Source organism: Arthrobacter sp. AZCC_0090, from assembly GCF_014207375.1.
Lineage (GTDB): Bacteria > Actinomycetota > Actinomycetes > Actinomycetales > Micrococcaceae > Arthrobacter.
Window position 1 is genome coordinate 93,301 of sequence record NZ_JACHEE010000010.1, and the last position, 22,224, is coordinate 115,524.

Consider the following 22,224-nt stretch of genomic DNA (forward strand, 5'->3'; position numbering starts at 1 on the left):
CGGGCTCGGTGAAGAACACGGCCACCGCCACCGGAACGTTGCCGGACGGCAGCCCGGCCCCCAGCACCCCGGGCTCCGCCACGGTCCCTGCCAACAAGGCCGCTAATCCAGGCACCCCATCGACTCCCATAACGCCCGTTTCACCAACGGAACCTGCGTTAGAGCCCTGGTTGGCCTTCACCGGTGCCGGACTCCTGCTCCCTGCCGGATTCGCTGGATTGGTCATTGCGGGATCCGGTGGGCTCTTATTGATGGGAACTCGACGCCGTCGGGACAGCGATACCGCCCGTATAGGAAGGACAGATAGTAGATGAGTGACGTGGTAACGAGGCGTGGCAATCGTCTGATGGCTGGCATGATGCTGGCAGGAACAGCTTTATTGTTGGTTGCTTGCACATCAGGGAGCCCCGATAGTCCATCGACATCCGCATCGGCAACTTCGATCCCGTCCACAGCAATTGTGGGTCAGGACGACGTCCAAGGGGCAGCTACGGACCTCGCGAACAAGGGCTGTATGTTCGCCAACGGCGCCTGGGACTTCACCGGGACCTTGAGCAATTCGCAGAAGGGCGCGCAGTTCTATTCGGTTCGCGTCTGGGTCCGAGACACCAAGACGTCCAGCGTCGTCGCTTCGCAGGTGCTCGAAGAGAAGTTGGATCCAGGCAAGTCCGTGAAACTGGACAGGAAGGCGCTCGTCAAAACCAACGATGCCAAAGGCCTGGATTGCGTTGTGGATGTCATCCGCAAGACCGCATGACGCCGTGAGGTAGCGGAGGGTCCGCCATCAGATGGTGACAGACCTTCCGCCACCACACAGAACAGTCCTATCGTTCCGGAGACCATCGTCTGCTACCACGGCAAGGCCTCCGTTTCACCATGAACCACGGAAGAGCCACCATACCCCGATTTTTGCTCGTTTAGGCGCTATAAGAAAGGGAACGGGGTGTGCGGGCTAATGCCTTGGCATCGGCAGGCGCTCGTGAAGGTGTTGGAGAGGCGCACACCCACAGGGACTCTCGGCGGATCTGGACATGCTGCATGTCCATTTGGTGAACATCTTCGTTCCAACTCGCCTTTCATTTAGCGACATCGCTAGGCGGAGAGCCCCATTAAGAAGCAGGAACCCTTGCGCCCGGTTTTGGCCCATGGCGTGCTGTTCGAGCGCTCGGTGGCGTGCGGATCGGCAGCGAGGCGCGGTCGCGGTCGAAGCCCGGCTCGACGCCGAAGGTTGTGGTTGGACGGCGCCGTCGACGATCATGTCTTCTCTGGCTCCCGACGTAGCCGGCCTTACCGACCTCTTCTAGGATCTGCCAGGCGGGAGGATCTAGCGTTCGGCGACGAGTAGACGCCGGCGTAGCCCTGCATGAAGGACGCCCGGTCCGTGATGATGGCTTCATCCTCAAAAGTAGTCCGCGGCCGCGCCGCCCTTGAACCCATCAGACAACAACTGGCCATGCCATGAGGCTAGTATCTGTGACTTAAGTCACAGATAACTTTGCGTCACTATATCCCTTCTTCAACTACTTCATAGGTGATCCTTCCAACAGGTCGGATCGATGACGGCAGGGGGCTTCGTCTACGAAGGGAAACCTCCTGCCCCTAAAGGAGTAGATATGGAAATACAAACTCCCTTGTTTTGGCGTTCGCGCAGACGGCTCAGGGGCGGCCTTAAGGTCGGAGCCGTCGTTGTCCTTGCTGCCGGTATAGTAGCCTCCGGTGCATCCTTGGCTTCAGCGGCCACTTCGATCTCCCATGGTGATGCCAATCTGGTCTCCGGGTCGGTGTTTGGCACCACTATTGGTTCCATCGGCGCGGTCGATGCAACCAATAACGGTCTGCAGGCACTCGTCACAGCTGGCGCGGAAGGCGGCGTCACGATCCCGGGACCGATCGGGCAGATTTTAACCCTGCAGGGCTTCGGACGCTATGCCGACGCTAATCTCAATGGTTCTTCGGATGCCTATGCAGGCGGCGTGACCGCCTCGGGCGCTCCGGGAGCCTCGGCAGCACAGTTCAACATCACGCCGAGCACGGTTGGCTTGCCGGATCTGTTCACGGTGCAATTCAACGTGGGGCAGTTCTCATCCGAGGCACATTTGGCGGCCGATGGCACCCCAACAAGTTCCTCCACCGTTTCGAACGTCAATGCCGTGGTCGGCGGCTCCGTAGTGAATAGCCTCAACGGGCCGCTGACCACCCTGCAGAACGCATACAACGCATTGGGCGCTTTGGTTCCCGGCCTGACTCCTTTCACCAGCCCGGTTGGGCCGAACGGTATCACCATCGGCCAGGATCAGTTCCTTAACGCGATAGGGGTTCCCAGCTGGGAGCAGGTTCCGGCGAACACCGATTTGGTGAAGCTCCTGCCACAGCTGATGGCCAATAAGGTCAACTCGGCTATCGCCACCATGTTGGCGCAGGCTGCGACTGCGGTCAACGCCATGCCCTTCCCGATGAACATCGCCGCTCAGGTAGCTCTGGCCACTCTGCAGGCCGCGGCTAAGACTGTCACCGACTTGGCTGCTACCTCGTTCGGCAGCGTTGCTTCGGTCATTGGTTCTTTCGTACTGAAGCCAACCGCAACCAACAGCAATGGCTCCTACACCCAGTCGGCAATCAAGGCTAGCCTTTTCCCCGGTCTGTCCGGTGGAGCAATGGCTATCTCGCTGGCCAACGCGACTGTTGGACCGAACACGGTGGTTCCGACCGCTCCTGGCCCGATGATCTCTCCTATGGTGCTCGGCGTTGGCGGGGCAACCTTGTTTGCTCTTTTCAGTGTGCTGCTGATCCTTCGGCGTCGTCAGAACGCGGTTTCCGTCCCAGTAACGGAAGTGCGCTGATGTACGGCGGAGTTCCGGGGGGCGGAGGTGGCCCGTTTGTTGGAGCTGCCGCCGGAGGCGGCCTGCTCGCTTCCACTGGTTTCAGTGGCGGCGTCCTGCTCCTTGTGGCGGTCGTTCTGATCGCAAGTGGTCTGCTGCTTTTGCGCGGGCGCCGACTACGCATCTCAAACCAAGTGGACTAAACCGCGGACTCATCGTGTGGGAGGGGCCGCAGAGTCCATCCCACACGATGGGGCCGAACGTCTGCGAACGCTCAAGAGAACGGAAAAGACCTACTGTGACGGGTCAGAGAAAGCACCGAGGCACCCCCCCGATCGGATCACTTCTCGGCTATGTGCCGAGGGTTGTTCTCTCCATACTGCTTGCTTCCACTGCCGTCTTGGCAGTGGTCTTCAGCGGAGTAGTACGAGGTTGGGAGGCCACGATCTCGGCCTTCGCGATCTCTCTGGCGGTACCAGGTAATGCATTGTCCGTCGGCCAGGTCACGTATTTCGGCCTGGGCACACCGCGTCCCCGTGGCATCGATATCACCGAACTGTGTTCCGCGGTCATGATCGTCGCACCGTTGCTTCTACTGTCTGCCTTGCTCTTATTGATGGTGCGATTCAAAATTGGCACAATATTTCGGGCTCTGAGCGCCGGTTTCCTGATCATTGTGCTTGCCAATGTAATTCGTATCGTGATGATTGCCTTCGGCTGGGACAACTTCGGCACGGCGGGCTTCGCTGCGGCCCACCAAGGCTACGGGAGTGTTTTTGCACTGATGGCTTTTACCGCAGGAATGATCGTATTCATCCGCCTCTCCTTTGGCCGGAAAGGCAAACCCAACAAATGAGCATCATCCAAGCGGTTGCGTTCTTCCTGCTCATCGGTTTTCTTACTTACATCACCTCAATCGTTGTTCCCTTCTTTCGGCGAAAGCCGAATCATCCTGGAAACCCTGACGATTTTGTCTGGCATTTCATTATCCCTTGCCGGGATGAGGAAGCCGTTATCGGCAATACCATCGAACGGCTCACCGGAACCTTCTCCGGAGCTCATATCTGGGTGATCGACGACGACAGCGAAGATGCCACCTCCAACATTGTGCAGAGATATTCGGATGAGAACAGGCTCCTACACCTGGTGCAGCGCCGCCGTCCGGAAGCCCGGACCGGCAAGGGCGATGCTTTGAACGCCGCCTATCATCAGATGCTCACGTCACTCGATAGAGACGTCGATCCGGAAAACCTGATCGTCTGCGTTGTCGACGCAGACGGTGAGCTCGCCGCCAACGCTCTTGAGCAGGCCGCTGGCCCCGATGTCTTCGCCAACCCGATAGTCGGTGCAGCTCAGACCTCAGTGTGGATGAAGAACCGCGACGACCCTGGTCCACTGGGCACGGGCAAGCCGATAGGGAACTACTTCGCCCGGGCACTCATCCGGATGCAGGATATAGAATTCCGCACAGTGATTGCGGCCATGCAGAGCCTTCGGGAGAAAACATCCTCGGTGGGTCTGGGGGGAAACGGGCAATTCACCCGGCTCTCGGTGCTGCAGAAAATCGCCGACGAAGCCGGAGAACCCTGGCACGGAGCACTGCTGGAGGACTACGAACTTGGCATCCACGTGCAGCTGGCCGGTTATGAAAACCGCCACATCCTGGAATCCTATGTAGCCCAAGAAGCACTCAGCAGCGCCCGGCGGCTCATTACCCAGCGCACACGGTGGGCACAGGGCAACATCCAGTGCATCAAGTACCTACCGGAGATCATCAAATCCAGGCACATTTCCAACGCCTCGGTAGTCGAGTCGTCGTATTACCTGATTCTCCCCTACCTCCAGCTCCTCGGTATTCTCACGTGGGGTTCCATGACTGTTTTCTTCATCATGGGTGCCACCTCAGGACAGCTGTTCATCGGCGGCTTCGAGGACCTCGGATGGCTCCTGCTGATGACTCTAATCTTCGGCATTATGCCCTTCGCAATGTGGGGCCCGATTTACAAAATCAAATGCGAGCCGACGGCCGGCTGGTGGCGAACCGTTGGCTGGAGTATCGGCATGTGGCTGTATGTGTATTACACCTATATATGCCTAGTCCGCGCGGCATTTAGAGTGACTACCGGACGGAATGGCTGGCTCAAAACTAAACGCAACGCTGAAAAGAACACCAGCGGCCCCGTCGCTAAAGACACCTGATCAATTCGGCTTCAAGAAAGACAACTCGTGAAGAAAATAGCCGTCATCTACGGCACCCGTCCGGAAGCTATCAAAATGGCCCCTCTGATCAAGGCGCTGCAATCCGATCCTCGTTTCGAGGCCCACGTCATTCTCACCGGACAGCATCGCGAAATGCTGGATCAAGTCAACTCCATTTTCGGTATCATTGCAGACTCAGATCTCGATATCAGCGAAGCGGGACAAACCCTTACCTCCATCACCACCAAGGTACTGGAGGGGTTAGCCGGGCAACTGTCCGAGGTGAATCCTGATGGCGTGATCGTCCAGGGCGACACCACCTCGGCTCTCGCAGGTGCGCTTGCAGCCTTCTATCAGCAAATCCCAGTTTTTCACCTGGAAGCGGGACTGCGCAGCGGAAACATTTATAACCCCTTCCCTGAGGAGGTGAACCGGAAGCTGATCAGCCAGCTCGCGAACCTACATTTCGCCCCCACAGAGGCCAATAAGCTTGCGTTGCTACGTGATGGAGTGGCAGACGAGACCATAGTGGTGACCGGCAACACCGTGATCGATGCGCTCCTGCACACCGCGGAGCTTCCCGGCGACCTCGACGACCCGCAACTGCTTGGGGCTACCCGGGACGAGGCGCGGCAGATCATCTTGGTTACTACCCACCGGCGGGAGAACTGGGGCGAACCGCTAGCGCATATTGCCGCCGCCGTGGCAAAGATCTCCACCGGGTTTCCCGAGGCCAGGATTGTCCTGCCGATGCACAAGAACCCGGCAGTTCGGGCGATTCTTCATGAATATCTGGATGGGTTGGACAATGTGTACTTAATCGAGCCTTTGGATTACGCCCAATTTGCCAAGATGCTCAACCGAGCTTATCTGGTTCTCACTGACTCCGGCGGAGTCCAAGAAGAGGCTCCCTCACTCGGCAAGCCCGTGCTTGTGTTGCGGGAGACCACCGAGCGTGGTGAAGGCGTCGAAGCGGGCAATGTGACGCTGGTCGGTACGGACACCGCACGGATTGTGGCCGAAACAACCCGTCTTATGCGGCATCCGGAGCACTATGCGGCGATGACCGCTGCTTCCAATCCTTATGGTGACGGAACCGCCTCGGTACAGTGTATTGGGGCCCTTTGGGCCTATTTTGAGCGTCTAACGGCTAAAAAGAAATTTGACGACAGCTAACACCTCGTCACCGAACCCGTCGAACCCCAGCGCCGTCTGGCCAGTGCATCGAACGGGATCTGCGAGTCCGTGCCGACCACCGGTTCCCGGACCGTCACGACCGGCTGGCGTCACCGTCCCGGGCGCCTCGAACAGGCCCTGGTCAGTAGGCACGACCAGGGCCTTCACCGGAGGCGTGGGCTCGATGTCGACCTCAAGGACACCCTGGGGCCGGATCGTCCAGCAGTTCACGGGCGCGCTAGAGCAGGATGCCGAGTTCGGCATCCGTATGCGCCGACGATCTGCTGCCGACCACCCACATACCTGACAATCCATAAGGAGCTTCCTAAATGTGATTTCCTTTGGAAGATCTATTCGGGAGGAGTGTTGCCTCGATCCCTAGAATCCGCCCCAAGGGGCAGCCAACCTGCCGCCAACGCTCATTTCTAAGTTGCCGTTGACACCAGACACGAACGGTAAGGAATAGGAACCCGTCGGAGGGCAGGACTTGGGTTCTCTTCCCCGCCCTCTACCGTCCTTGCGCAGACCCGAGCCTTTGGTTTCAGTGCCCCCTATCTCCGGCTTCAGGCCCTTCCATTGGTTCGTCGCTGTGCAGGTTGGGGGCACGGTTCAGGGAATTCTCCTACTGCTTCCAGAGCCAACCGTGCAAGCAGTCATCGTCGCCGCATGGCTGTTCTGTCATTGATCCTCCATCTACGCTGCCCCATTTTCCCCCACCGATCCCGGACGAAGCGCCGGGGACCAGTATGAGGTTCTCATCGATTCGGGTCCGCCATAAGGCGCAGTCCTCTTTCCACTTCCCATCACCCCTTCCAAGGTGTCCGAGGAGCGCGTCCGGGAGGTTCCCCTGTGGTAGGGATGCCTCCCGGACGCTGTACCTGTCCATCCGCGATTGCTGGGCGTTCCGGTTGCGGGATTCGTGAAAGACGACGGTCCTTCACGGTCCAGGCACTTGTTAAGTACCGAGTCGCGTCCAAACGTGACGCAAAACACGGCGCGACTTTGACCGGGGCATGCCGAGCGGGCGAATCCAGATCCGGGCACCGTTGCCACTGTAGGTTTTTGCGTGCATTCGTCGCGCATGGGATAGAAATTCAATAACGGACGGCGATCAGCACAAAGGGCCGCCTTGAACGCTGAACGGGTTCAGACGTCTTTCGGTGTTTCTCCCCATCCCGCTTGACTTGAGAAGGTCTAGTTCAAAGGGACGTCGAAGTTCTGCTTCGTGATGTTCTGCCCGTCGGAGGTGCCGGCGGCTTGTCGTTCGTAGCCCAATGTCAGCTTGGTCTGTGGCGTGTGCAGGATGAACACCATCCAGCCTTCGTCGCCGAACAGCGGGCCATACCCGGCGTCTTTGACGGCGCCAAGCAGGTCGTCGAGGCCGCCGGAGATTGTCGGGATAGATGCGCCGCCGTTGGCTCCGACGATGTAGAAGTTGTCGGCTCCGAAGCTGCTATAAAATTTCGAGCCGGTACTGACCTTCGCCGTCACCAGCACAACCTGCCCGCCGTGCAGCGCGGCCCAGTGATGTACAACCGCTGATGGCGGTGTGAAGTTTGCGACAACGGACTCGATCTGGGCGCTGTTACCCATCACCGGGTCGCTGATGCCCTGGTTCACCGCGACCGAGCCGCCGCCCGCAGGAGTGGTGGCCGACGGGCATCTGCCGACGGCACTGTGTTCGACTCGGTGGCAGAGGATAATGCAGGACGCGATGCCGCACTGCTGGTCGCCGTCGCACCGCCCGGGGCGGAGCATGCCCCAATGAGCAATACCAACATCGTGGCCGTGGCGAGCGCGAGTGGAGGAAAATTCATAGGATTCTCCAAGTTGAGACCGCGTGGGCCGTCCCATCGGGGCGGCCCACGGATCTAACCGCGTGCGTGTGCGCCGCATGCGGTGTGCTAGATTATTGCGTGCCCCAAACAGTCGGCATGCACACGTCACCGATGTCTGGGGCACGGCCGGGCTTGTTGCAACGAGTCAGGAATCGATACCCCGCACCTGGCACTATCTAAGTGCCTGCGGGCGGCGGATCGTGACGCGAAAAGGCCGATGGTGTGAGATCAGCTCCTTTGGTCCCCGGCTCATGGCAGGCGACAGGCGCCCAGGCGGAAACGGGGAACCCAACTCGGCGCTCCAGCGCTCACTGAATACGGCTGTCGGCCAGGGCCAAAGCGGGGCGTCCAGGTCGCTTCGCCTCGATTGAAGCGGCAGCCCCTGGAGTCCACCCGCGAGCTCCAACCGGTCAGCTATCAGACGTACGAACGGATCAAGAAAGACCTGTCAGTCAGGGCGACGGCGGGCGGAATCTGGGTTGTTCAAGAAACGGCAGCGTTATGGGTCGTTCCGGAGGGAAAGCGATCATGACGGACCTCAAGGCAACGCTCGACAGCTACACCAAGGACGTAGAGCCCAAGCTCAAGAGCTGAAACCTGTTGGGTGATCGGGTTTGTCGCAATCCCGGGTCTCGACAAGCCCGGCCACCCTGGCCGAAAGACCCGACGTCAGCAACGACGAGAACACCATACGTTTGGGCGATCCACCGACACCGGTACCTGGCCCCTGACCCGGCTCCTGTTGGACTACTTGGCAAACCGCTGCCCAAACCTGGACACCGCAGCCACCCCCGGATGCGAAGTGGCTATTCCCAAGATAGGCGCCGGGATCGCCCTTGCGAATTTCCAGCGTCTAGTCGACGGGTTGTCCGTCCTGGCCGACGCCGGAATGACCCTCAGCGAGATCATCTTAAGCGCGACAGACGTTGCCGCCGAAGCCTCCGGGCTCCGCACAAAGTGACGGCCGCCTCATTGCGGGCCCGAGGACAGACGGGCCGACGCTGGGGAAACTCCAGGCGTTCCACGTCACGATCGGCTCGAATCGCTCACTAAATAGTTGTCCGGATACCAAGGACCGTGCACTGCGATTCGCCCCCGTAACGTCGGTGCATGCGTCTGACGTGAATACGCCAGACGGGTGCGGCCAGCCGATTGAGACCCGGCTGGCCGCACGCCCATAGCGGTCGGCTCGTGCCCGGTCACCGGGGCAAGGGTCGAGTTCTTTGTTGGACTATGGATCGAAGTCGCAGTAGATCGTCCACGAGCCCCTGCCTATACAAGACAACAACGAGGCATTCGCTGCCAACGCCTCGGCTAGGGCTTCCATCACGTCATCAACTTTCACTGTTCGCTCGGTGACTACGCTCGGGTGGAGCCGGCTGCGGTGTAGAACTACTAGATCCATCGGCACGATCCCTAATCGCCTCCTGTCGCGTCACCCATCAGGCCCGGCGTCAGTCCTCCGGTATCAGGTGGTCGAAGACCAGGTTGGTCTGCGTGTTAGCGATGGCCGGGTCGGACCCCAGATGGCCCGCGATAAAATCCCTGAGCTCTTTGGGAGTTCGACAAGCCACGTGCACCAGGAAGTCCTGGTCACCGGCCAGCAGGAAGACGCTCTGCACGTTGGGCAACATCCTCAGATGCTGCCCGATGGCCAGCATCTTGTTGCGCGCCTGAGGGTGCACACGCACCGAAATCAAGGCGTATACCAAAAGGCCCAGAGCCTCGAGGTCCACGGATGTATGGAAACCCCTGATGACCCCGGCGTCGCGAAGGGCGCGCACGCGGCCAAGGCATGTGGACGGCGCAATTCCTGCCTTCGACGCAAGGACATTATTGGGGATCCGCGCGTCCGCCATGAGCTCTCCAAGGATGAGACGGTCTATTTCGTCAAGCCGAATGCGGTTCGGATCCGACCCGTCCTGACGTCTCCATTTTGAACTGACCACGAAATCGCCTCCAAAATCTTCCTGATGATTCAAAATCGTTGACCTCAAATTGACTTCAATTCTATCTTGGAGCGATTCATGGAATGCCCAGCCTGCGGCAGGACCGGGTCGGCCCGAAGACCTGCAGAGGTCCGCACGCGGTTCCGTTCCAGCAGCCGGCCACAGCAGCACACATCAAGCGGAAAGTTCTATCGACAAGGAGGTCGCGATGAACAGTTTCGACAAAATCCAGGCCCGCGAAGGCGGGCTCAAGCGCCAGCTCACAGCCCGGCAGATGACCATGATCGCGCTCGGCGGCGCTATCGGAACAGGGTTGTTCCTGGGCAGCAAGTTCGCCATCGGCTTCGCCGGGCCGAGCGTCATCATCAGCTATGCCATCGGCGGCCTCATCGCCCTGCTGCTAGTGGGCTGTCTTTCCGAGATGACCGTTGCCCACTCGACATCGGGCTCGTTCGGGGCATACGCCGAACACTATGTCAGTCCCTTGGCCGGGTTCCTGGTCAAGTACATGTACTGGTCGTGCATCGTCCTGGCCGTGGGCACGGAGGTCACGGCTATCGGAGAATACATGAAGTTGTGGTTCCCTGACGTCCCGGCGCTGCTTTGGGTGGTGCTGTTCTCGGCCGTGCTGATCGCGGTCAACGCCATGAACGTCAAGGCATTCGGCACCCTTGAATACTGGTTCTCAACCATCAAGGTGTTCGCGATCGTCGCCTTCATCGTTCTCGGCGCCTACATCGTGTTCGGCAGCCACAGGCCGGAAACGGGTCTCCAGAATTACGCTGCAGACGGCGGGTTCTTCCCCCATGGCCTCTCCGGCACATGGTTCGCCGTGATTGTCTCGATTTTCAGCTACCTGAGCATCGAAATGATCGCGGTGGCGGCCGGAGAGGCGAAGGACCCCGCCGCCGCGGTGAAGAAGGCCTTTCGCACCACCATCGTCCGGCTGCTGCTCTTCTACATCGTCACACTGGCCTTCATCCTTGCCATCGCCCCGGTGGGCCAGATCCTCGCCGGTGGCAGCCCGTTCGTCACGGTGATGCAGAACGTCGGCATACCGTACGCGGACAGCCTACTGAACTTCGTGGTGATCATCGCGGCGCTCTCCGCCATGAACAGCCAGCTCTACATCTCCACCCGCATGATGTTCAGCCTGTCGCGCGGTGGCGACGCACCGTCGCTGTTCGGCAGGGTGCGGGCTAACGGCGCCCCCGTCAACGCCCTGATCCTCTCGACGGCAGGCATCGCCGTCGCCACCGTCGTCTATGCGATGTTCCCGGAAACGGCGTTCACATTCATGATGGCCATCTCGATGTTCGGCGCCATGTTCACCTGGCTGATGATTTTTGTGACCCATTGGTTCTTCCGCCGCAGCGCGAAACGGTCCGGAACGGAACTCGCCTTCAAAGTCCCCTTCTTCCCGTTGGGAACGCTCCTGGGCACCGGGCTGATGGCCGCCATCCTCCTGAGCACGCTTGCAACGGAGGCGTTCGGCATGACGCTGGTCTTCGGGATTCCGTTCGTGGCGCTCGTAACGGCGATGTACTTCGTCGTGAAACGTCGCCAACGGACTACTGGCAGCCCAGACGGCCCCGAGAAAGACGGCACGGACGAAAACGCCGCGGTTGCGACCGGCAGGCCCTGACAATTCTAGTGTGAAGCCGCGGACACAGAACCCCTGACGTGCGGACGTGATGACCGGCGCGTTTGTAAGGACGATTGTCGGACCCTGTAGTGGAGCCTTTTGGCGGTTTGCTGCTGTCTTCGGCGCCAGCGGGAGCGTTTGAGAGTATGTTCCACTCCGGCCGCGAGTTCGGTTTTAGAAATTGGTTCTAGAAACCGCGTCATGGTTGGCGGGTTCCAGCCACTACCTACTTAAGGTCAATAATTTCCACGCTCTAAAGGACGGCAATGGCGTCTGGTACTACTCGTTCAACGGCCGACGCTGTCAGCGACGGCCAACTCATCGCCATGGTCCGTAACGGGGATCTGGATGCCTATGACGGGCTGTACGCTCGGCATGTCTCCATCGCCTCCACGGTGGCTCGTAAAAACGTTGACAACTTCAGCGACGCCGACGACGTCGTCGCTGAAGCATTCCAGTCCGTTCTGCAGAGCCTGGTGGCGGGCAAAGGGCCTGAACACTTCTTCCGTGCGTACTTGTTGTCGGCAGTGACCCGGCTTTCCCACCACAAGAACCGGAAAGCCGGCCGCACGCTGCCGACCAGCGACGAGACGGTCCTTGACCACAAAATGACACCGGACGATCCCGCCATCCGGGCCTTCGAGTCACAAACCGTGGCCCGCGCCTTCCGCTCGCTACCCGAGCGTTGGCAGTCGGCGCTGTGGTACCTGGACGTGGAACGGATGAAACCCGCCGCCGTCGCTCCGATCATGGGACTCACACCCAACGCCGTCTCCGCGCTCGGCGTCCGGGCACGGGAAGGGCTGCGGCGGCAATATCTGCAGATGCATGTCAGCGAGACTCCGCAGGGCGACTGCACGGAGTTCGTCTCCCAGTTGGGATCCTATGTTCGCGGTGGTTTGTCCAAATCGGCCGAGGCGAAAGTCCGGGACCACCTTGATGGCTGCGCAAAATGCACTGCCGTGCTGCTGGACCTCAAGGACGTCCAGGGAACCATGCGGGCCGTGCTCCTGCCCTTGATCACGGGCGTCCCCTTGGCTGCGTGGGGAGGGAACGCCTCAGGGCTGGGCGTTGTGGGCCAGCTACGTGCGGCGCCAGCGGCATCCCGGGTGGCCGGAATCTCCCACCCCTTGTTGATGTCCATCTTGGCCGTGCTCGCCGTGGGACTCGTGGTGGGCGCCGTCGGCACCATAGAGGTCCTGACCGGCCAGCCCACACCAAGGGCGTATCAGGGCGCTGAGATACACACCACCCAGCCAGCCCTCCCAACGCCGGCACAGCCCCAGGCGCCCGCGCCCATTCCCTCCGCAGCGCCCGTACCGTCGCCGCCTCCGGCATGGCCGAGCGAACCGGAGACACCGGTGATCGTGGAACCTCCCCTTGCCGCGCCGGCACCTGTGCCAGTTGCAGCGCCGATGCCGACCCTCGCGCCAACCCCCTCACCGACGCCGTCGCCCGTGCCGACTCCCACGCCCACATCGACCCCGACCCCGTCGCATGTGCCCACTCCCACTCCCACTTCGACCCCCACGCCGAATCGTGCGAAAGTCAGCGCTACCACGAGCCGGACCGATTCCGGTACGGATCCCACGACGGCAACACTCCAGACCGTCTTCACCCTGTCGCGAGGATTCGGGAGCGCCACCGCCGACTTCTCGGTCAACACCCCCGGCTCGATTTCGGCCAGCTCAGTCACTGCCCCCGCGGGCTGGAGCTGCGCCGCGAAGCCACTGGATCTCTCGAGCATCAGTTGCACCACGGGTTCGGTGCAACCTGGCGAACTGAAATTCACGTTCAACGTCAATATTCCGGACTACTGGCACGGCCACACCCTGACATATGGCTTGAGTGGACCTGGGATTGCTGCGAATACCTTCTCCTACGGCTTCTGACGGCAGCGGGACATCGCGGAGCCGGTGAACCGCTGGAACCGGTCCTGCGTACCAATTGCACGGTTGCTTTCGGGCCTGGTCGGTCGGGATACAGGCAAACCGGCCCGTGAATTTGACGGAGATCGGTTTGCGCGATTGACCGCAATCTGTCGGACTTTCGGCGACACGATTTCCAAAGTCTCGTTACTAAGCAAGTGGCACACCTTGTCGGGTTTGCCGATCCCTTGCCACATGAAAGGACATGAGAATGCTTCGTCAAATTATCGGGGTCACCATTTCTGTTGCCGCATTGGGACTGGCTGGCTGCTCAGGCGGTGGTTCCACACCGGTATCAAGCGGCACAACCAACGCATCATCCTCTCCGACGGTAACGAGCCCGGCGGCCAGCGCGAGCCCCTCGACCTCGTCCCCGTCCCGGAGCGCACTTGCGGGGGATTTCACCAAGGAGGGAACCCAGCTAAGAATCGGGGAGATCGCAACCATTCCCTACGACTATGCCAAGAAGACGGCCACCCTCAAGGTGGCAGTGGAAAGGATTGAGAAGGGCACCCAGGCCGATCTTGCCCCTCTCCAGCTCGGCGACAAAGCAAAGGGCATGACGCCGTTCTATGTCCGGGTCAGCATCACGGGCGGCGAGAAGGCCAGCGACATGGCCTTCTCAAGCCTGTCTGGCATCCACGGTTTGCTGGCCGATGGGTCCCTGGCCACCCCAGTTTATGTGATGGGCTCATTTGACCGGTGCAGCGATGATTCCTTCCCCAAGGACTTTGCCGAGGGAAAAACCGTGCAATCGTGCTACGTATTCGTCGCCTCGGGTTCCGCCCAAGTCACAGGAGCACGATGGCAGGGCAGCGGCAAAGCATACAGCGGCACCAACACCGGGCTGACCTGGAAATGATTGGAATCCATCGCGCCGACAGCCCGGATCAAGGGGAAGAACAAGACCAGCAAACAAGGGAGTCCCAAATGGACGCAGGATTCAATCTCTACGCTGATGCGGACGCCCGCGTGAGATTCCAACTCGTCACCGAAAATGGAGACGTGTTGCTCGCGTCCAATGCTTTTGAGAACGAGGACGCGGCAATCGCCGCGATCTGGTCTCTGCGCGAGGCCGCGGCCAACGGGCGCATCGTTGATCTCACCGGCGTGAAGCCAGAAAACCACACCGCCGGCTAGCAAAACTTGCTTCCACCCACCCCGCCGATCTCATGGGGATGGTTCTAGGAAGCGGCACTCGCCCCATTACAGGGCGGTCACCTACTTTTGTGCCTTCCTTTTCTGCCATTGCCAGGCGTGCCAGAACAGAAGCGTCGCCAGGATCAAAGCCGCTGCCTGGAGGAGTTGTGGCGTCATGTTCATCAGGACGTACGCGAAAGGCATCGTATTTCCCGGACTGGGGGTGAACGGGGTCATTGCCTCATTGATGATCACCATGATCGCTATGACCAGCAGGAATTCCAGCGCCCATAACCCGATAATGAACGGATTGACGGAAGACCTCCGCTGAGCCGCTTCAGGGGGCTCCAGGTGATGCTCCAGCGAATTCCCGTGCTGGTCGATTTCACGGAATTCAATCCGTGCTTGACCCTCGTCCATCGTCCGTTCCCCCTGGTTCGGTGTGCCGTTGCCACGCCGCTCGGCGGTTTGCAGGGCGCACTTTTGAGGCACTCTACCGCGTGCCGCCCTCCGCAGTCACCACCGCCGTCGTCGTGCGTGAATACCAGCAACCCCACTCGGGGACCATCGGGACTAGTCTGGGCGCATGACAACTCGTGCCAACGAACTCACTGCCTTGGTCACCGGTGCCACCGCCGGCCTCGGGGCGGAATTCGCTCGCCAGCTGGCCGAATCCGGCCACCACCTCGTCCTCGTGGCCCGGGACGAAGGTCGCCTGCGGGCTACCGCGGAGGTGCTCGAACGGGACTTCAGTATCTCGGCGGAGGTATTGCCGGCGGACCTGACCTCAGGCGTCGGGGTTGCGGCTGTCGCGGACCGTTTGCGGGACGCTTCCCGGCCGGTGGACGTGCTGGTCAACAACGCCGGAATCGGTTTGCTGAACTCTTTCGAGAAGAACGATGTGGAAGACGAAAAGCGGCATTTGCGGCTGCATGTCCAGACACCCATGGAGCTGTGCCACGCGGCCTTGGAGGTCATGTTGGCACGCAAGTCGGGCAGGATCATCAACGTCGCCAGCGTTGCGGCATTCGCCAACCGTGGCAGTTATTCGGCAGCCAAGGCCTGGCAAGTGGTCTTCAGCCGTTGGGCAAACATCGCCTATGCCGGCAGCGGGGTGAAAGTCACGGCAGTCTGCCCGGGGTTCACCCACACTGAATTCCACGATCGCATGGGCATGGACAAGTCGGTAGCTCCCCGCTTCCTGTGGCTGAAAGCTGAGCGTGTCGTCCGCGAAGGGCTGGAAGACAACGTCCGGGGTAAGGGTGTATCCATCCCCACCAAGCGCTACAAAGCGATCACTGCCGCCATGCGTTTCCTGCCGCCGAAGCTCACCTCGGGACCGCCCCGCCGCCCCTTGAATTAGCTCGACCCCGTGAAGTAAACCAGCCCCGCGAAGTACCCCTCGGCGCCTGGATCAGCACGGCCACGGCGATCCCGATCACCGCGCCCACGAAAGTCTCCACAGCGCGTTCCAGGACCAGCACCCCAGGATCCGCGGGCGCCGCCAACTGAGTCATGAGCAAGATGACCGGGGTGAAGAACACCATGGCCCAGCCGTAGTGCCGAGCCATGAACAACTCGGTGGGGAATTGGAACCCGATCACCAGCAGAGCCAAGATGACTGCGGTTTGTCCGGGGAAGTATTGCAGCGGCGACAAAGGGCTTGGAAAGAGTACGACGGCGACAATCGCCAAACCGAGGAATGTCCCCACAATGCGATGGATGCCGCGGTGTAGCCGGCTTGGCATATCGGCTCCGGCCAGCGGAACAGCGGCCGCAGCCATGGCCCAGTGCGGGTGGCCGCTTCCCGTGAGCACTCCGCAGGCACCTGCCGCGCCGACGGCGAGCACATACCGTGCCGCGTGCACCCCCGCGGCCTGGCGCAGTTGAGCAGAGAACGCCGGAATATCCCGGATGGCGCCACGTTCCCAGACCCGGTGCCGAAGCCATCCGGCGAAGCCAACCACCGTCGAGAACGCTGCCGAGGCGGCGCAGATCAGCACTGCAGCAAGGAAGGGGATGCTTGCGGGGACGGAGGCGCACGCCCCTAGTGCCAGGATTCCGAAGAAGGGGCCGTTGGGCTTGAGCCGCACCTTGTCCGAGAACAGCGAACCTACACCTGCCAGGAGCGCCTCCACCGCTACCAATCCCCATGAATGGATATGGAAGACGGACAAGAAGGTGCCTACTGAGACGCCGGCCAAGAGCACCGCGGCAGCTTGCGCTTGGTGTTTGAGGCGCAATTGGTGCGACTCGGCACGGCCGTACATGCCGGTCAGGGCGCCGAACACGGCGTAGATGATGAGGTCCGCCCGGCCAACCGTGAGAAGCACAAGTGCCGGCACGGCGACGCTCAGTGCGACGCGGACGGCAGCAAGGTGGTCGTTGCTTGCCGGTGGAATCCTATGAAGGGCGCGGGCATGGGCCATGATTGATCGCAACGGGACACCACCAATCAATTCGGCCGACTATTGGGAAGCTATCAGCACCCCAAGATCCGCGCCATTAGCTGGGTCACAACGTTGCATTGTGTTTCCCCCGCTGGCGGTCGTTCACAAAGTGGGCGCGATTGCCATGGCTGTCATGACAGTGACGACGCGAGGCCAGGTGTGTGTTCGTAGATCAGACCGACGGGAACATGAGGTGCGAGTGCCACGGTGAATCGGTAGTGTCCATCCCGCATTACGAGTATGCCGCAGGTGCCGTTCTGGATTGCTTTCTCGCGTGCCACTGTCACAGCATGATTGAGCTGGGACTCCATGTCAGAAGTATCGCTGGCGTGGAAATCGGCAATGATGTGAATGTCGTTCATTTATGGCCTTTCACAGGCTGATGAGGAAGATGGGAATCGTTGAAGCTGGCTTGAGGTTTGTCACTCAGCTGTGAAATAGATCGCGCGGGAAGATCATTCCTCAGATTCACGTTCGCGCTAGCCGTTCTATGTCTTCAAGGAAATCACGGACAATCGCTTCGGTTACTGTGGCGCGCGTCTGACTGATGGCTTCAAGATAATGCTCGGTGGTCAGTTCCGCCTCCGTCGCAGAAAGACCATGGCGAACGGCGTATTCCAGCGCGTGTTGTGAGGCCTTACGTGCGGCAAACTCTATGTCGGCAGGAGAGAACCGTTCGGTGTTCTCCGCCAAAGTTGAGAGATCGATGTCTGTTGCGGTGGATGGAACGTATCGGGTCCAGATTGCCCTTCGCGCAGCGGCATCCGGCGGCCCAATCGGAAGGACGTAGTCGAAGCGCCCGTGACGCAGGAATGCTTTGTCGAGTGACCGAATGAAATTCGTGGCACAAATCAGGAGACGACCTTGCTGTTCGCGAAAGGATGGGATGATCTTGAGCAATTCATTTGTCACTCCGTGCGATGCCGTGGGGTGTTCGCCCTTTCTGGTTGAGGCTATCTCTTCAACTTCATCGATGAACACCACTGCGTGTTCCAAGTGAGCGATGTCAAGAAAGGCCTGGCGGAGGGCAGACGCCAGCCCTTGCGGATCAGACGCCAGACGGGACGGAAAGACTTCGACAAACGGCCAGCCTAGGCGGGATGCCACGGCTTTGGCGAAGGTCGTCTTTCCGGTGCCTGGTGGCCCGAAAAGGACGACGGCTTTGGGCGGAAGCACTCCCAGGGTTTGGGCCAATTCGTCTTGAGCGAGCGGCAGGATCACGCGTTGTTCGATCAGGTGCTTTTCATCCGTCATCCCGGCCAAAGCATCCCAGAGTCCGCCTGGCAGCAATCTACCTCCGACCTGGCTGAGGCAGCCGGTTTCTTTCGGCCGGCCAGGCACGGCGCGCTCGAAATACATGAGGGTCTCCTCAACCGTGAACCGGCTGTTGCGGAATGCTTCGACCCTGGATTCGGCAGCAGGCAGTAGTGCGGAAATTCGGAGGACGCCGCGCATACTAAGGCGAGACTCAAGTCCGGCGATTAGGGCGCTTCCGAGCCCTTGATCCCGCCAACCAGCTGCCTGCCCCAGCATGAGGACCCATGCCCGATCCTCTTCGATCCGGCAGGCCGCCGCTCCGACAATACGTTCAGCCGAAACGGCCACAACTCCCAACTCGTCTGAACAGGCAGCGATGATCTCGGCGAGACTGTATACGGGGTGGACCCCTGCGGTTCGAGATTCCTGCCACACCTGAACCAGCTGATCCAAATCATCAGGGTGGTAGTTCCGGACTCGCCATGGGTGCATCGTGGCCTCGTTTGCTATCGGTTGGTTAGGTGGGATCCTGACAAGGCTTGACCGAGGTCTGCATGTCGGCGCGTGCGTCTATAGGGCTTCTTGATTTTCGCCACGAGCTGATAAAAGAGCGCAGTCGATCGCGTCTGGGCCGAAGGTAATGTGCGATATTGCTCTGGCGTCATATGCAGAACGGGAACCAAGCCCGTCCAGCCGAGACTCCGCGATCAGTTCTTCTCTGAAGTGGGCTCGGGAGGAGTATCCGGCAGCGAAGGTGTAGTCCTGCCCGATATGCCTGTCATAGCGGGATCGGGCGAGCCTGCGTGACATCATGCGAATCACTTCCTGTTTTCGAAGCTCATAGCTTGTTGATCCCTCGAATTCACACTAGCTACGGCCCACTCAAGGAGTCTGTGCGCGCTGCACATCGGTTTCCTCTTTTCTGTGCTCGTGGACCTCCGCCGGCATGCCATCTTCACCCACACACGGTGCCTCGTCCTCGGCGGACCGGGTGTGGGTTTGATCCGTGCAAGTTCTCCGGCGATCGGCTGGTCCCGGTGGGTCACAGAGCCCGACCGTGCACCGCGCACGGTTTCCTCTACATCGGCGTCCTAGGGTTTTGTCTCGGCGACTATCGGAAACCGACCCGCGAGGAAGTCAATGGACGGTGCCGGATGGTTCAACGAACCCAGCCATCTTGTCGCCCGACGCCCAGCAACTCAACCACCGCGCGGCGGACCTTCCACTACAGAACGGATGAACCACATGAGCCCACTCGACAAACCCAGGGAACGCGCAGAGATTCTCGGCGTGATCCATGGCATGTACGCCAACTACCTCGTAGGGAACCGAGGCGCAATAGATGCGGTTCTTGCCGCGGACTTCACGATGTTCGACTCCGACCATCCAGAGCTGATTGTCGGTTTTGATCAGCTCAACGCTGTGCGAAATTCGCGGCCAGCAGGATCTGAAGTACCCGATGAATCCCTATCCGTGTTTGGAGAGCATCTCTGTTTCGCCGACCGTTTGGCCGTGGCCACTTACTGGCTACGAGTGGATTTCGTGGGTCCCGGAAGCGCTGGCCGCGAGCCGGAACTGGTCCGTAATACGGCTGTGCTCGTGCACGGCGGCTCCGGCTGGAGGATTCTTCACATTCATGAAGACGTGCATGGCCAAACCACCCAGACCGCGTGATGCAGGCCGCCTCGAGTGACCGGGATAGCTGTGCGCCGCGCACAGCGGCTCAAGCATGGCCGTTTGTAGCGTGTGGGGTATTAGTTACTCAGCTCACACACAGGAGGAGCCATGACCTATCGAGTCGCCATGGACATTGGCGGAACGTTCACGGATGTCGTTGCCTACGACGAGAACACGGGGACATTCGAGGCCGCTAAGTCCCCGACCACCCCGAGGGACCTAACCCGCGGCATGCTATCCGCGATCGACAAAGTCGTCGAGAACGCCGGTGAAATCAGTTTCTTCGTCCACGGAACCACCCAGGGGCTCAATGCGCTCCTCGAGCGCAAGGGATCCAAAGTCCTTCTGCTGTCCACCCAAGGAATGCGCGATGTGTACCACATAGCGCGAGGCAACAGGGACCGGATGTTCGATCTGCACTACCGGAAGCAGCAACCGCTTGTACAGCGTGCTGACACAACCGAGGTCCGAGGGCGCCTGAACTGGAAGGGCGAGGAGCTTGAGCCACTCGATGAAGCCGCAGTCGTCGCGGTCGCGGAACAGGTAAAGTGCGGCAGTTTCGATGCTGTTGCCGTCGCGCTGCTCTTCAGCTATCTGAACCCGGCTCATGAGCTACGAGTGGGACAGATTCTCCGTCAAGAGCTCCCTGCGGACATCATGGTTGTCCTTTCACACGAAGTTGCCCGTGAATGGCGTGAATACGAGCGGACCTCCACCGCCGTCCTCGAGGCCTACACCGGTCCTGTCGTCAGAAAGTACTTGAGCAAGGTTCAGGAGAAGTTTTCAGCGGCAGGAATGGATGTCCCGGTTCAGGTGATGCAGTCCTCGGGCGGGGTGGTCAATGCGTCCTTCGCACGGGAGCATCCCCTCCAGACCCTGTTGTCAGGTCCAGTGGGCGGAACGGCCGGCGGAGCCGCTGTTGCGGGTCTGCTCAATCTGAAGAATGCCATTTGTGTCGATATGGGTGGGACGTCGTTCGATGTGTCTTTGGTGCTCGACGGTAAGCCCGATATTTCCCACGAGGGCGATGCAGACGGTTTTCCTCTGCTCACCCCCCTGGTAAAGCTTCACACCATAGGGGCGGGAGGCGGTTCATTGGCTTACGCCGAAGCGGGCGGCCTGCGCGTCGGCCCGGAATCGTCGGGTGCCACACCCGGTCCGGCCTGTTATGGAAACGGTGGCACCCGGGCGACGGTGACAGATGCCAACTGCCTCCTGGGCAGGGTTGACCCCACATGGTTTGCCGGCGGAAGTCTGCAACTTGATGTTGACGCCGCGACCTCCGCCATCGGTTCGCTGGCCGCCGAGCTGAACCTGGATCCGGTTGACCTCGCCGGGGGCATCGTGGATGTCGCGAATGCGAAAATGGCGCAGGCGATTCGGACACTCACCGTCGAGCACGGTCTGGAGCCGCAGGAATTTACCTTCATCGCCTTCGGGGGTGCCGGTCCCATGCACGCCGAGGCAATCGCGCAGGAGCTTGGTATCCGTGAAGTGGTCATACCCAGGTTTCCCGGAGCCTTTTCGGCCTGGGGAATGATCGGCAGCAATGTCCGCCGGGATTTCGTGCATCCATTCTTCATCCAGGGTGAACTTCTTGACCAAGATTCAATGGTTGACGAGCTGAAGGCTCTCGGCCGCCGGGCCGGATCGGCGCTTGAAGACCAAGGGATCGGGCCGGCACACCATGAGTTCGAGTACTCCGTGCAAATGCGATACCAAGGGCAGGACTATGCCCTCACGGTGCCGCTGACGGCCGCCGATGAACCCGCCGAGGAAGATTTCCTCCAAACCATCTGCCACAGGTTCGGTGAACTCCACGAAAGCCGGTACGGACACAGCACACCCGATGCCGGGGTTGAATTCGTCAGCCTTCGCGTGTCGGGCCGAGGGCTCCTCCCCGCCATGACACCCAAACCTTTTGAGCCTGTGGCGGAGGCTGTCGGAAAACGGTCCCAAAGGGTCATCTTCCAGTCCCGATCCTGGGACGCCGCGGTCCTTCGTAGGGAAGAGCTTCCTGTGGGCGAAACCGTCGAAGGTCCGGCCGTCATCGTTGAAGGAACGTCCACAACCGTAATTTCCCCGTCGTCTCGGGCCCGGGTCGACGAAAACGGATTCCTGATCATCGAAGTAGGTGCAAAATAGC

The 22,224-nt window shown here is 60.3% G+C and carries 20 protein-coding genes; 13 read left to right on the forward strand and 7 right to left on the reverse strand.

The annotated features are described in order from the left end of the window. Positions 1–226: hypothetical protein (locus tag HNP00_RS16040; RefSeq protein ID WP_184740724.1), on the reverse strand; the 226-nt coding region annotated here is incomplete at its 3' end. Between the two features lie 234 nt (positions 227–460). Here HNP00_RS16040 and HNP00_RS16045 point away from each other — a divergent pair. The 5 genes from HNP00_RS16045 (at position 461) to wecB (ending at position 6,194) form a co-directional block, all read left to right on the forward strand. Then, the gene (locus HNP00_RS16045) at positions 461–757 is read left to right on the forward strand and encodes a hypothetical protein (protein WP_184740725.1); all 297 of its coding nucleotides are present in this window, start codon (positions 461–463) and stop codon (positions 755–757) included. Positions 758–1,724: 967 nt separating this feature from the next. After that, on the forward strand, positions 1,725–2,840 hold the full coding sequence (locus HNP00_RS16050) for a hypothetical protein (RefSeq protein ID WP_184740726.1): 1,116 nt from the start codon (positions 1,725–1,727) through the stop codon (positions 2,838–2,840). 229 nt (positions 2,841–3,069) lie between these two features. Beyond that, a complete protein-coding gene (xrtS, locus tag HNP00_RS16055) occupies positions 3,070–3,675 on the forward strand; it encodes an exosortase S (protein WP_260405012.1) in 606 nt (201 codons plus the stop codon). After that, positions 3,672–5,018, forward strand: coding sequence for a glycosyltransferase family 2 protein (locus HNP00_RS16060; protein ID WP_184740728.1), 1,347 nt, complete (start codon positions 3,672–3,674; stop codon positions 5,016–5,018). Before xrtS ends, HNP00_RS16060 begins: the two co-directional genes overlap by 4 nt. Before the next feature lie 27 nt (positions 5,019–5,045). Further along, entirely contained in the window at positions 5,046–6,194 is a 1,149-nt protein-coding gene (gene wecB / locus HNP00_RS16065) for a non-hydrolyzing UDP-N-acetylglucosamine 2-epimerase (protein WP_184740729.1), read from the forward strand. Between the two features lie 1,194 nt (positions 6,195–7,388). Here the strand turns inward: wecB and HNP00_RS16070 are convergent. Then, complete coding sequence (locus tag HNP00_RS16070; RefSeq protein ID WP_184740730.1) at positions 7,389–7,814, reverse strand: hypothetical protein; 426 nt, start codon at positions 7,812–7,814, stop codon at positions 7,389–7,391. A gap of 1,020 nt (positions 7,815–8,834) precedes the next feature. Between HNP00_RS16070 and HNP00_RS16075 the strand changes: the two genes are divergently transcribed. Continuing rightward, positions 8,835–8,993 carry a hypothetical protein gene (locus HNP00_RS16075; RefSeq protein ID WP_184740731.1) on the forward strand — a complete coding sequence of 53 codons (159 nt, stop codon included), beginning with the start codon at positions 8,835–8,837 and terminating at the stop codon, positions 8,991–8,993. Between the two features lie 493 nt (positions 8,994–9,486). Here HNP00_RS16075 and HNP00_RS16080 read toward each other — a convergent pair whose 3' ends face one another. Then, a complete protein-coding gene (locus HNP00_RS16080) occupies positions 9,487–9,981 on the reverse strand; it encodes an Lrp/AsnC family transcriptional regulator (protein ID WP_311770593.1) in 495 nt (164 codons plus the stop codon). Positions 9,982–10,189: 208 nt separating this feature from the next. Between HNP00_RS16080 and HNP00_RS16085 the strand changes: the two genes are divergently transcribed. The 4 genes from HNP00_RS16085 (at position 10,190) to HNP00_RS16100 (ending at position 14,694) form a co-directional block, all read left to right on the forward strand. Beyond that, positions 10,190–11,626: an amino acid permease gene (locus tag HNP00_RS16085; protein WP_184740733.1), complete on the forward strand. Its 1,437-nt coding sequence runs from the start codon at positions 10,190–10,192 to the stop codon at positions 11,624–11,626. 266 nt (positions 11,627–11,892) lie between these two features. Continuing rightward, on the forward strand, positions 11,893–13,518 hold the full coding sequence (locus HNP00_RS16090) for a sigma-70 family RNA polymerase sigma factor (protein WP_260405013.1): 1,626 nt from the start codon (positions 11,893–11,895) through the stop codon (positions 13,516–13,518). 247 nt (positions 13,519–13,765) lie between these two features. After that, complete coding sequence (locus HNP00_RS16095) at positions 13,766–14,416, forward strand: hypothetical protein (RefSeq protein WP_184740734.1); 651 nt, start codon at positions 13,766–13,768, stop codon at positions 14,414–14,416. 68 nt (positions 14,417–14,484) lie between these two features. Continuing rightward, the gene (locus HNP00_RS16100; RefSeq protein WP_184740735.1) at positions 14,485–14,694 is read left to right on the forward strand and encodes a DUF1508 domain-containing protein; all 210 of its coding nucleotides are present in this window, start codon (positions 14,485–14,487) and stop codon (positions 14,692–14,694) included. A gap of 81 nt (positions 14,695–14,775) precedes the next feature. Here the strand turns inward: HNP00_RS16100 and HNP00_RS16105 are convergent, their stop codons facing one another. Continuing rightward, entirely contained in the window at positions 14,776–15,114 is a 339-nt protein-coding gene (locus HNP00_RS16105; protein ID WP_184740736.1) for a hypothetical protein, read from the reverse strand. A 166-nt stretch (positions 15,115–15,280) separates the two neighbouring features. Here HNP00_RS16105 and HNP00_RS16110 point away from each other — a divergent pair, with 166 nt between their 5' ends. Continuing rightward, complete coding sequence (locus HNP00_RS16110) at positions 15,281–16,057, forward strand: SDR family oxidoreductase (RefSeq protein WP_184740737.1); 777 nt, start codon at positions 15,281–15,283, stop codon at positions 16,055–16,057. On the opposite strand, the gene HNP00_RS16115 is transcribed toward HNP00_RS16110, so the two are convergent. The 3 genes from HNP00_RS16115 to HNP00_RS16125 all read right to left on the reverse strand — a co-directional run bounded on the left by HNP00_RS16115 (position 16,023) and on the right by HNP00_RS16125 (position 18,893). After that, positions 16,023–17,123 (reverse strand): FUSC family protein, encoded by a 1,101-nt coding sequence (locus HNP00_RS16115; RefSeq protein ID WP_184740738.1) that lies wholly within the window; start codon positions 17,121–17,123, stop codon positions 16,023–16,025. The two genes, HNP00_RS16110 and HNP00_RS16115, sit on opposite strands and share 35 nt — an antisense overlap. A 152-nt stretch (positions 17,124–17,275) precedes the next feature. Beyond that, complete coding sequence (locus HNP00_RS16120) at positions 17,276–17,506, reverse strand: hypothetical protein (RefSeq protein ID WP_184740739.1); 231 nt, start codon at positions 17,504–17,506, stop codon at positions 17,276–17,278. 106 nt (positions 17,507–17,612) lie between these two features. Beyond that, positions 17,613–18,893 carry an ATP-binding protein gene (locus HNP00_RS16125; RefSeq protein ID WP_184740740.1) on the reverse strand — a complete coding sequence of 427 codons (1,281 nt, stop codon included), beginning with the start codon at positions 18,891–18,893 and terminating at the stop codon, positions 17,613–17,615. Positions 18,894–19,646: 753 nt separating this feature from the next. Between HNP00_RS16125 and HNP00_RS16130 the strand changes: the two genes are divergently transcribed. Continuing rightward, positions 19,647–20,075, forward strand: a complete 429-nt coding sequence (locus HNP00_RS16130; protein WP_221451563.1) for a nuclear transport factor 2 family protein — start codon at positions 19,647–19,649, stop codon at positions 20,073–20,075. Positions 20,076–20,186: 111 nt separating this feature from the next. Continuing rightward, positions 20,187–22,223: a hydantoinase/oxoprolinase family protein gene (locus HNP00_RS16135; RefSeq protein ID WP_184740741.1), complete on the forward strand. Its 2,037-nt coding sequence runs from the start codon at positions 20,187–20,189 to the stop codon at positions 22,221–22,223. Position 22,224: the final 1 nt, after the last annotated feature.

Bases quoted from the DNA above. Each gene is read 5' to 3' on its own strand.
- HNP00_RS16105 (WP_184740736.1), bottom strand. From the start codon at position 15,114: ATGGACGAGGGTCAAGCACGGATTGAATTCCGTGAAATCGACCAGCAC.
- HNP00_RS16100 (WP_184740735.1), top strand. From the start codon at position 14,485: ATGGACGCAGGATTCAATCTCTACGCTGATGCGGACGCCCGCGTGAGA.
- HNP00_RS16120 (WP_184740739.1), bottom strand. From the start codon at position 17,506: ATGAACGACATTCACATCATTGCCGATTTCCACGCCAGCGATACTTCT.
- xrtS (WP_260405012.1), top strand. From the start codon at position 3,070: ATGGGGCCGAACGTCTGCGAACGCTCAAGAGAACGGAAAAGACCTACT.
- HNP00_RS16095 (WP_184740734.1), top strand. From the start codon at position 13,766: ATGCTTCGTCAAATTATCGGGGTCACCATTTCTGTTGCCGCATTGGGA.
- HNP00_RS16130 (WP_221451563.1), top strand. From the start codon at position 19,647: ATGAGCCCACTCGACAAACCCAGGGAACGCGCAGAGATTCTCGGCGTG.
- HNP00_RS16060 (WP_184740728.1), top strand. From the start codon at position 3,672: ATGAGCATCATCCAAGCGGTTGCGTTCTTCCTGCTCATCGGTTTTCTT.
- HNP00_RS16090 (WP_260405013.1), top strand. From the start codon at position 11,893: ATGGCGTCTGGTACTACTCGTTCAACGGCCGACGCTGTCAGCGACGGC.
- HNP00_RS16110 (WP_184740737.1), top strand. From the start codon at position 15,281: ATGACAACTCGTGCCAACGAACTCACTGCCTTGGTCACCGGTGCCACC.
- HNP00_RS16135 (WP_184740741.1), top strand. From the start codon at position 20,187: ATGACCTATCGAGTCGCCATGGACATTGGCGGAACGTTCACGGATGTC.
- HNP00_RS16085 (WP_184740733.1), top strand. From the start codon at position 10,190: ATGAACAGTTTCGACAAAATCCAGGCCCGCGAAGGCGGGCTCAAGCGC.
- HNP00_RS16125 (WP_184740740.1), bottom strand. From the start codon at position 18,893: ATGCACCCATGGCGAGTCCGGAACTACCACCCTGATGATTTGGATCAG.
- HNP00_RS16115 (WP_184740738.1), bottom strand. From the start codon at position 17,123: ATGGCCCATGCCCGCGCCCTTCATAGGATTCCACCGGCAAGCAACGAC.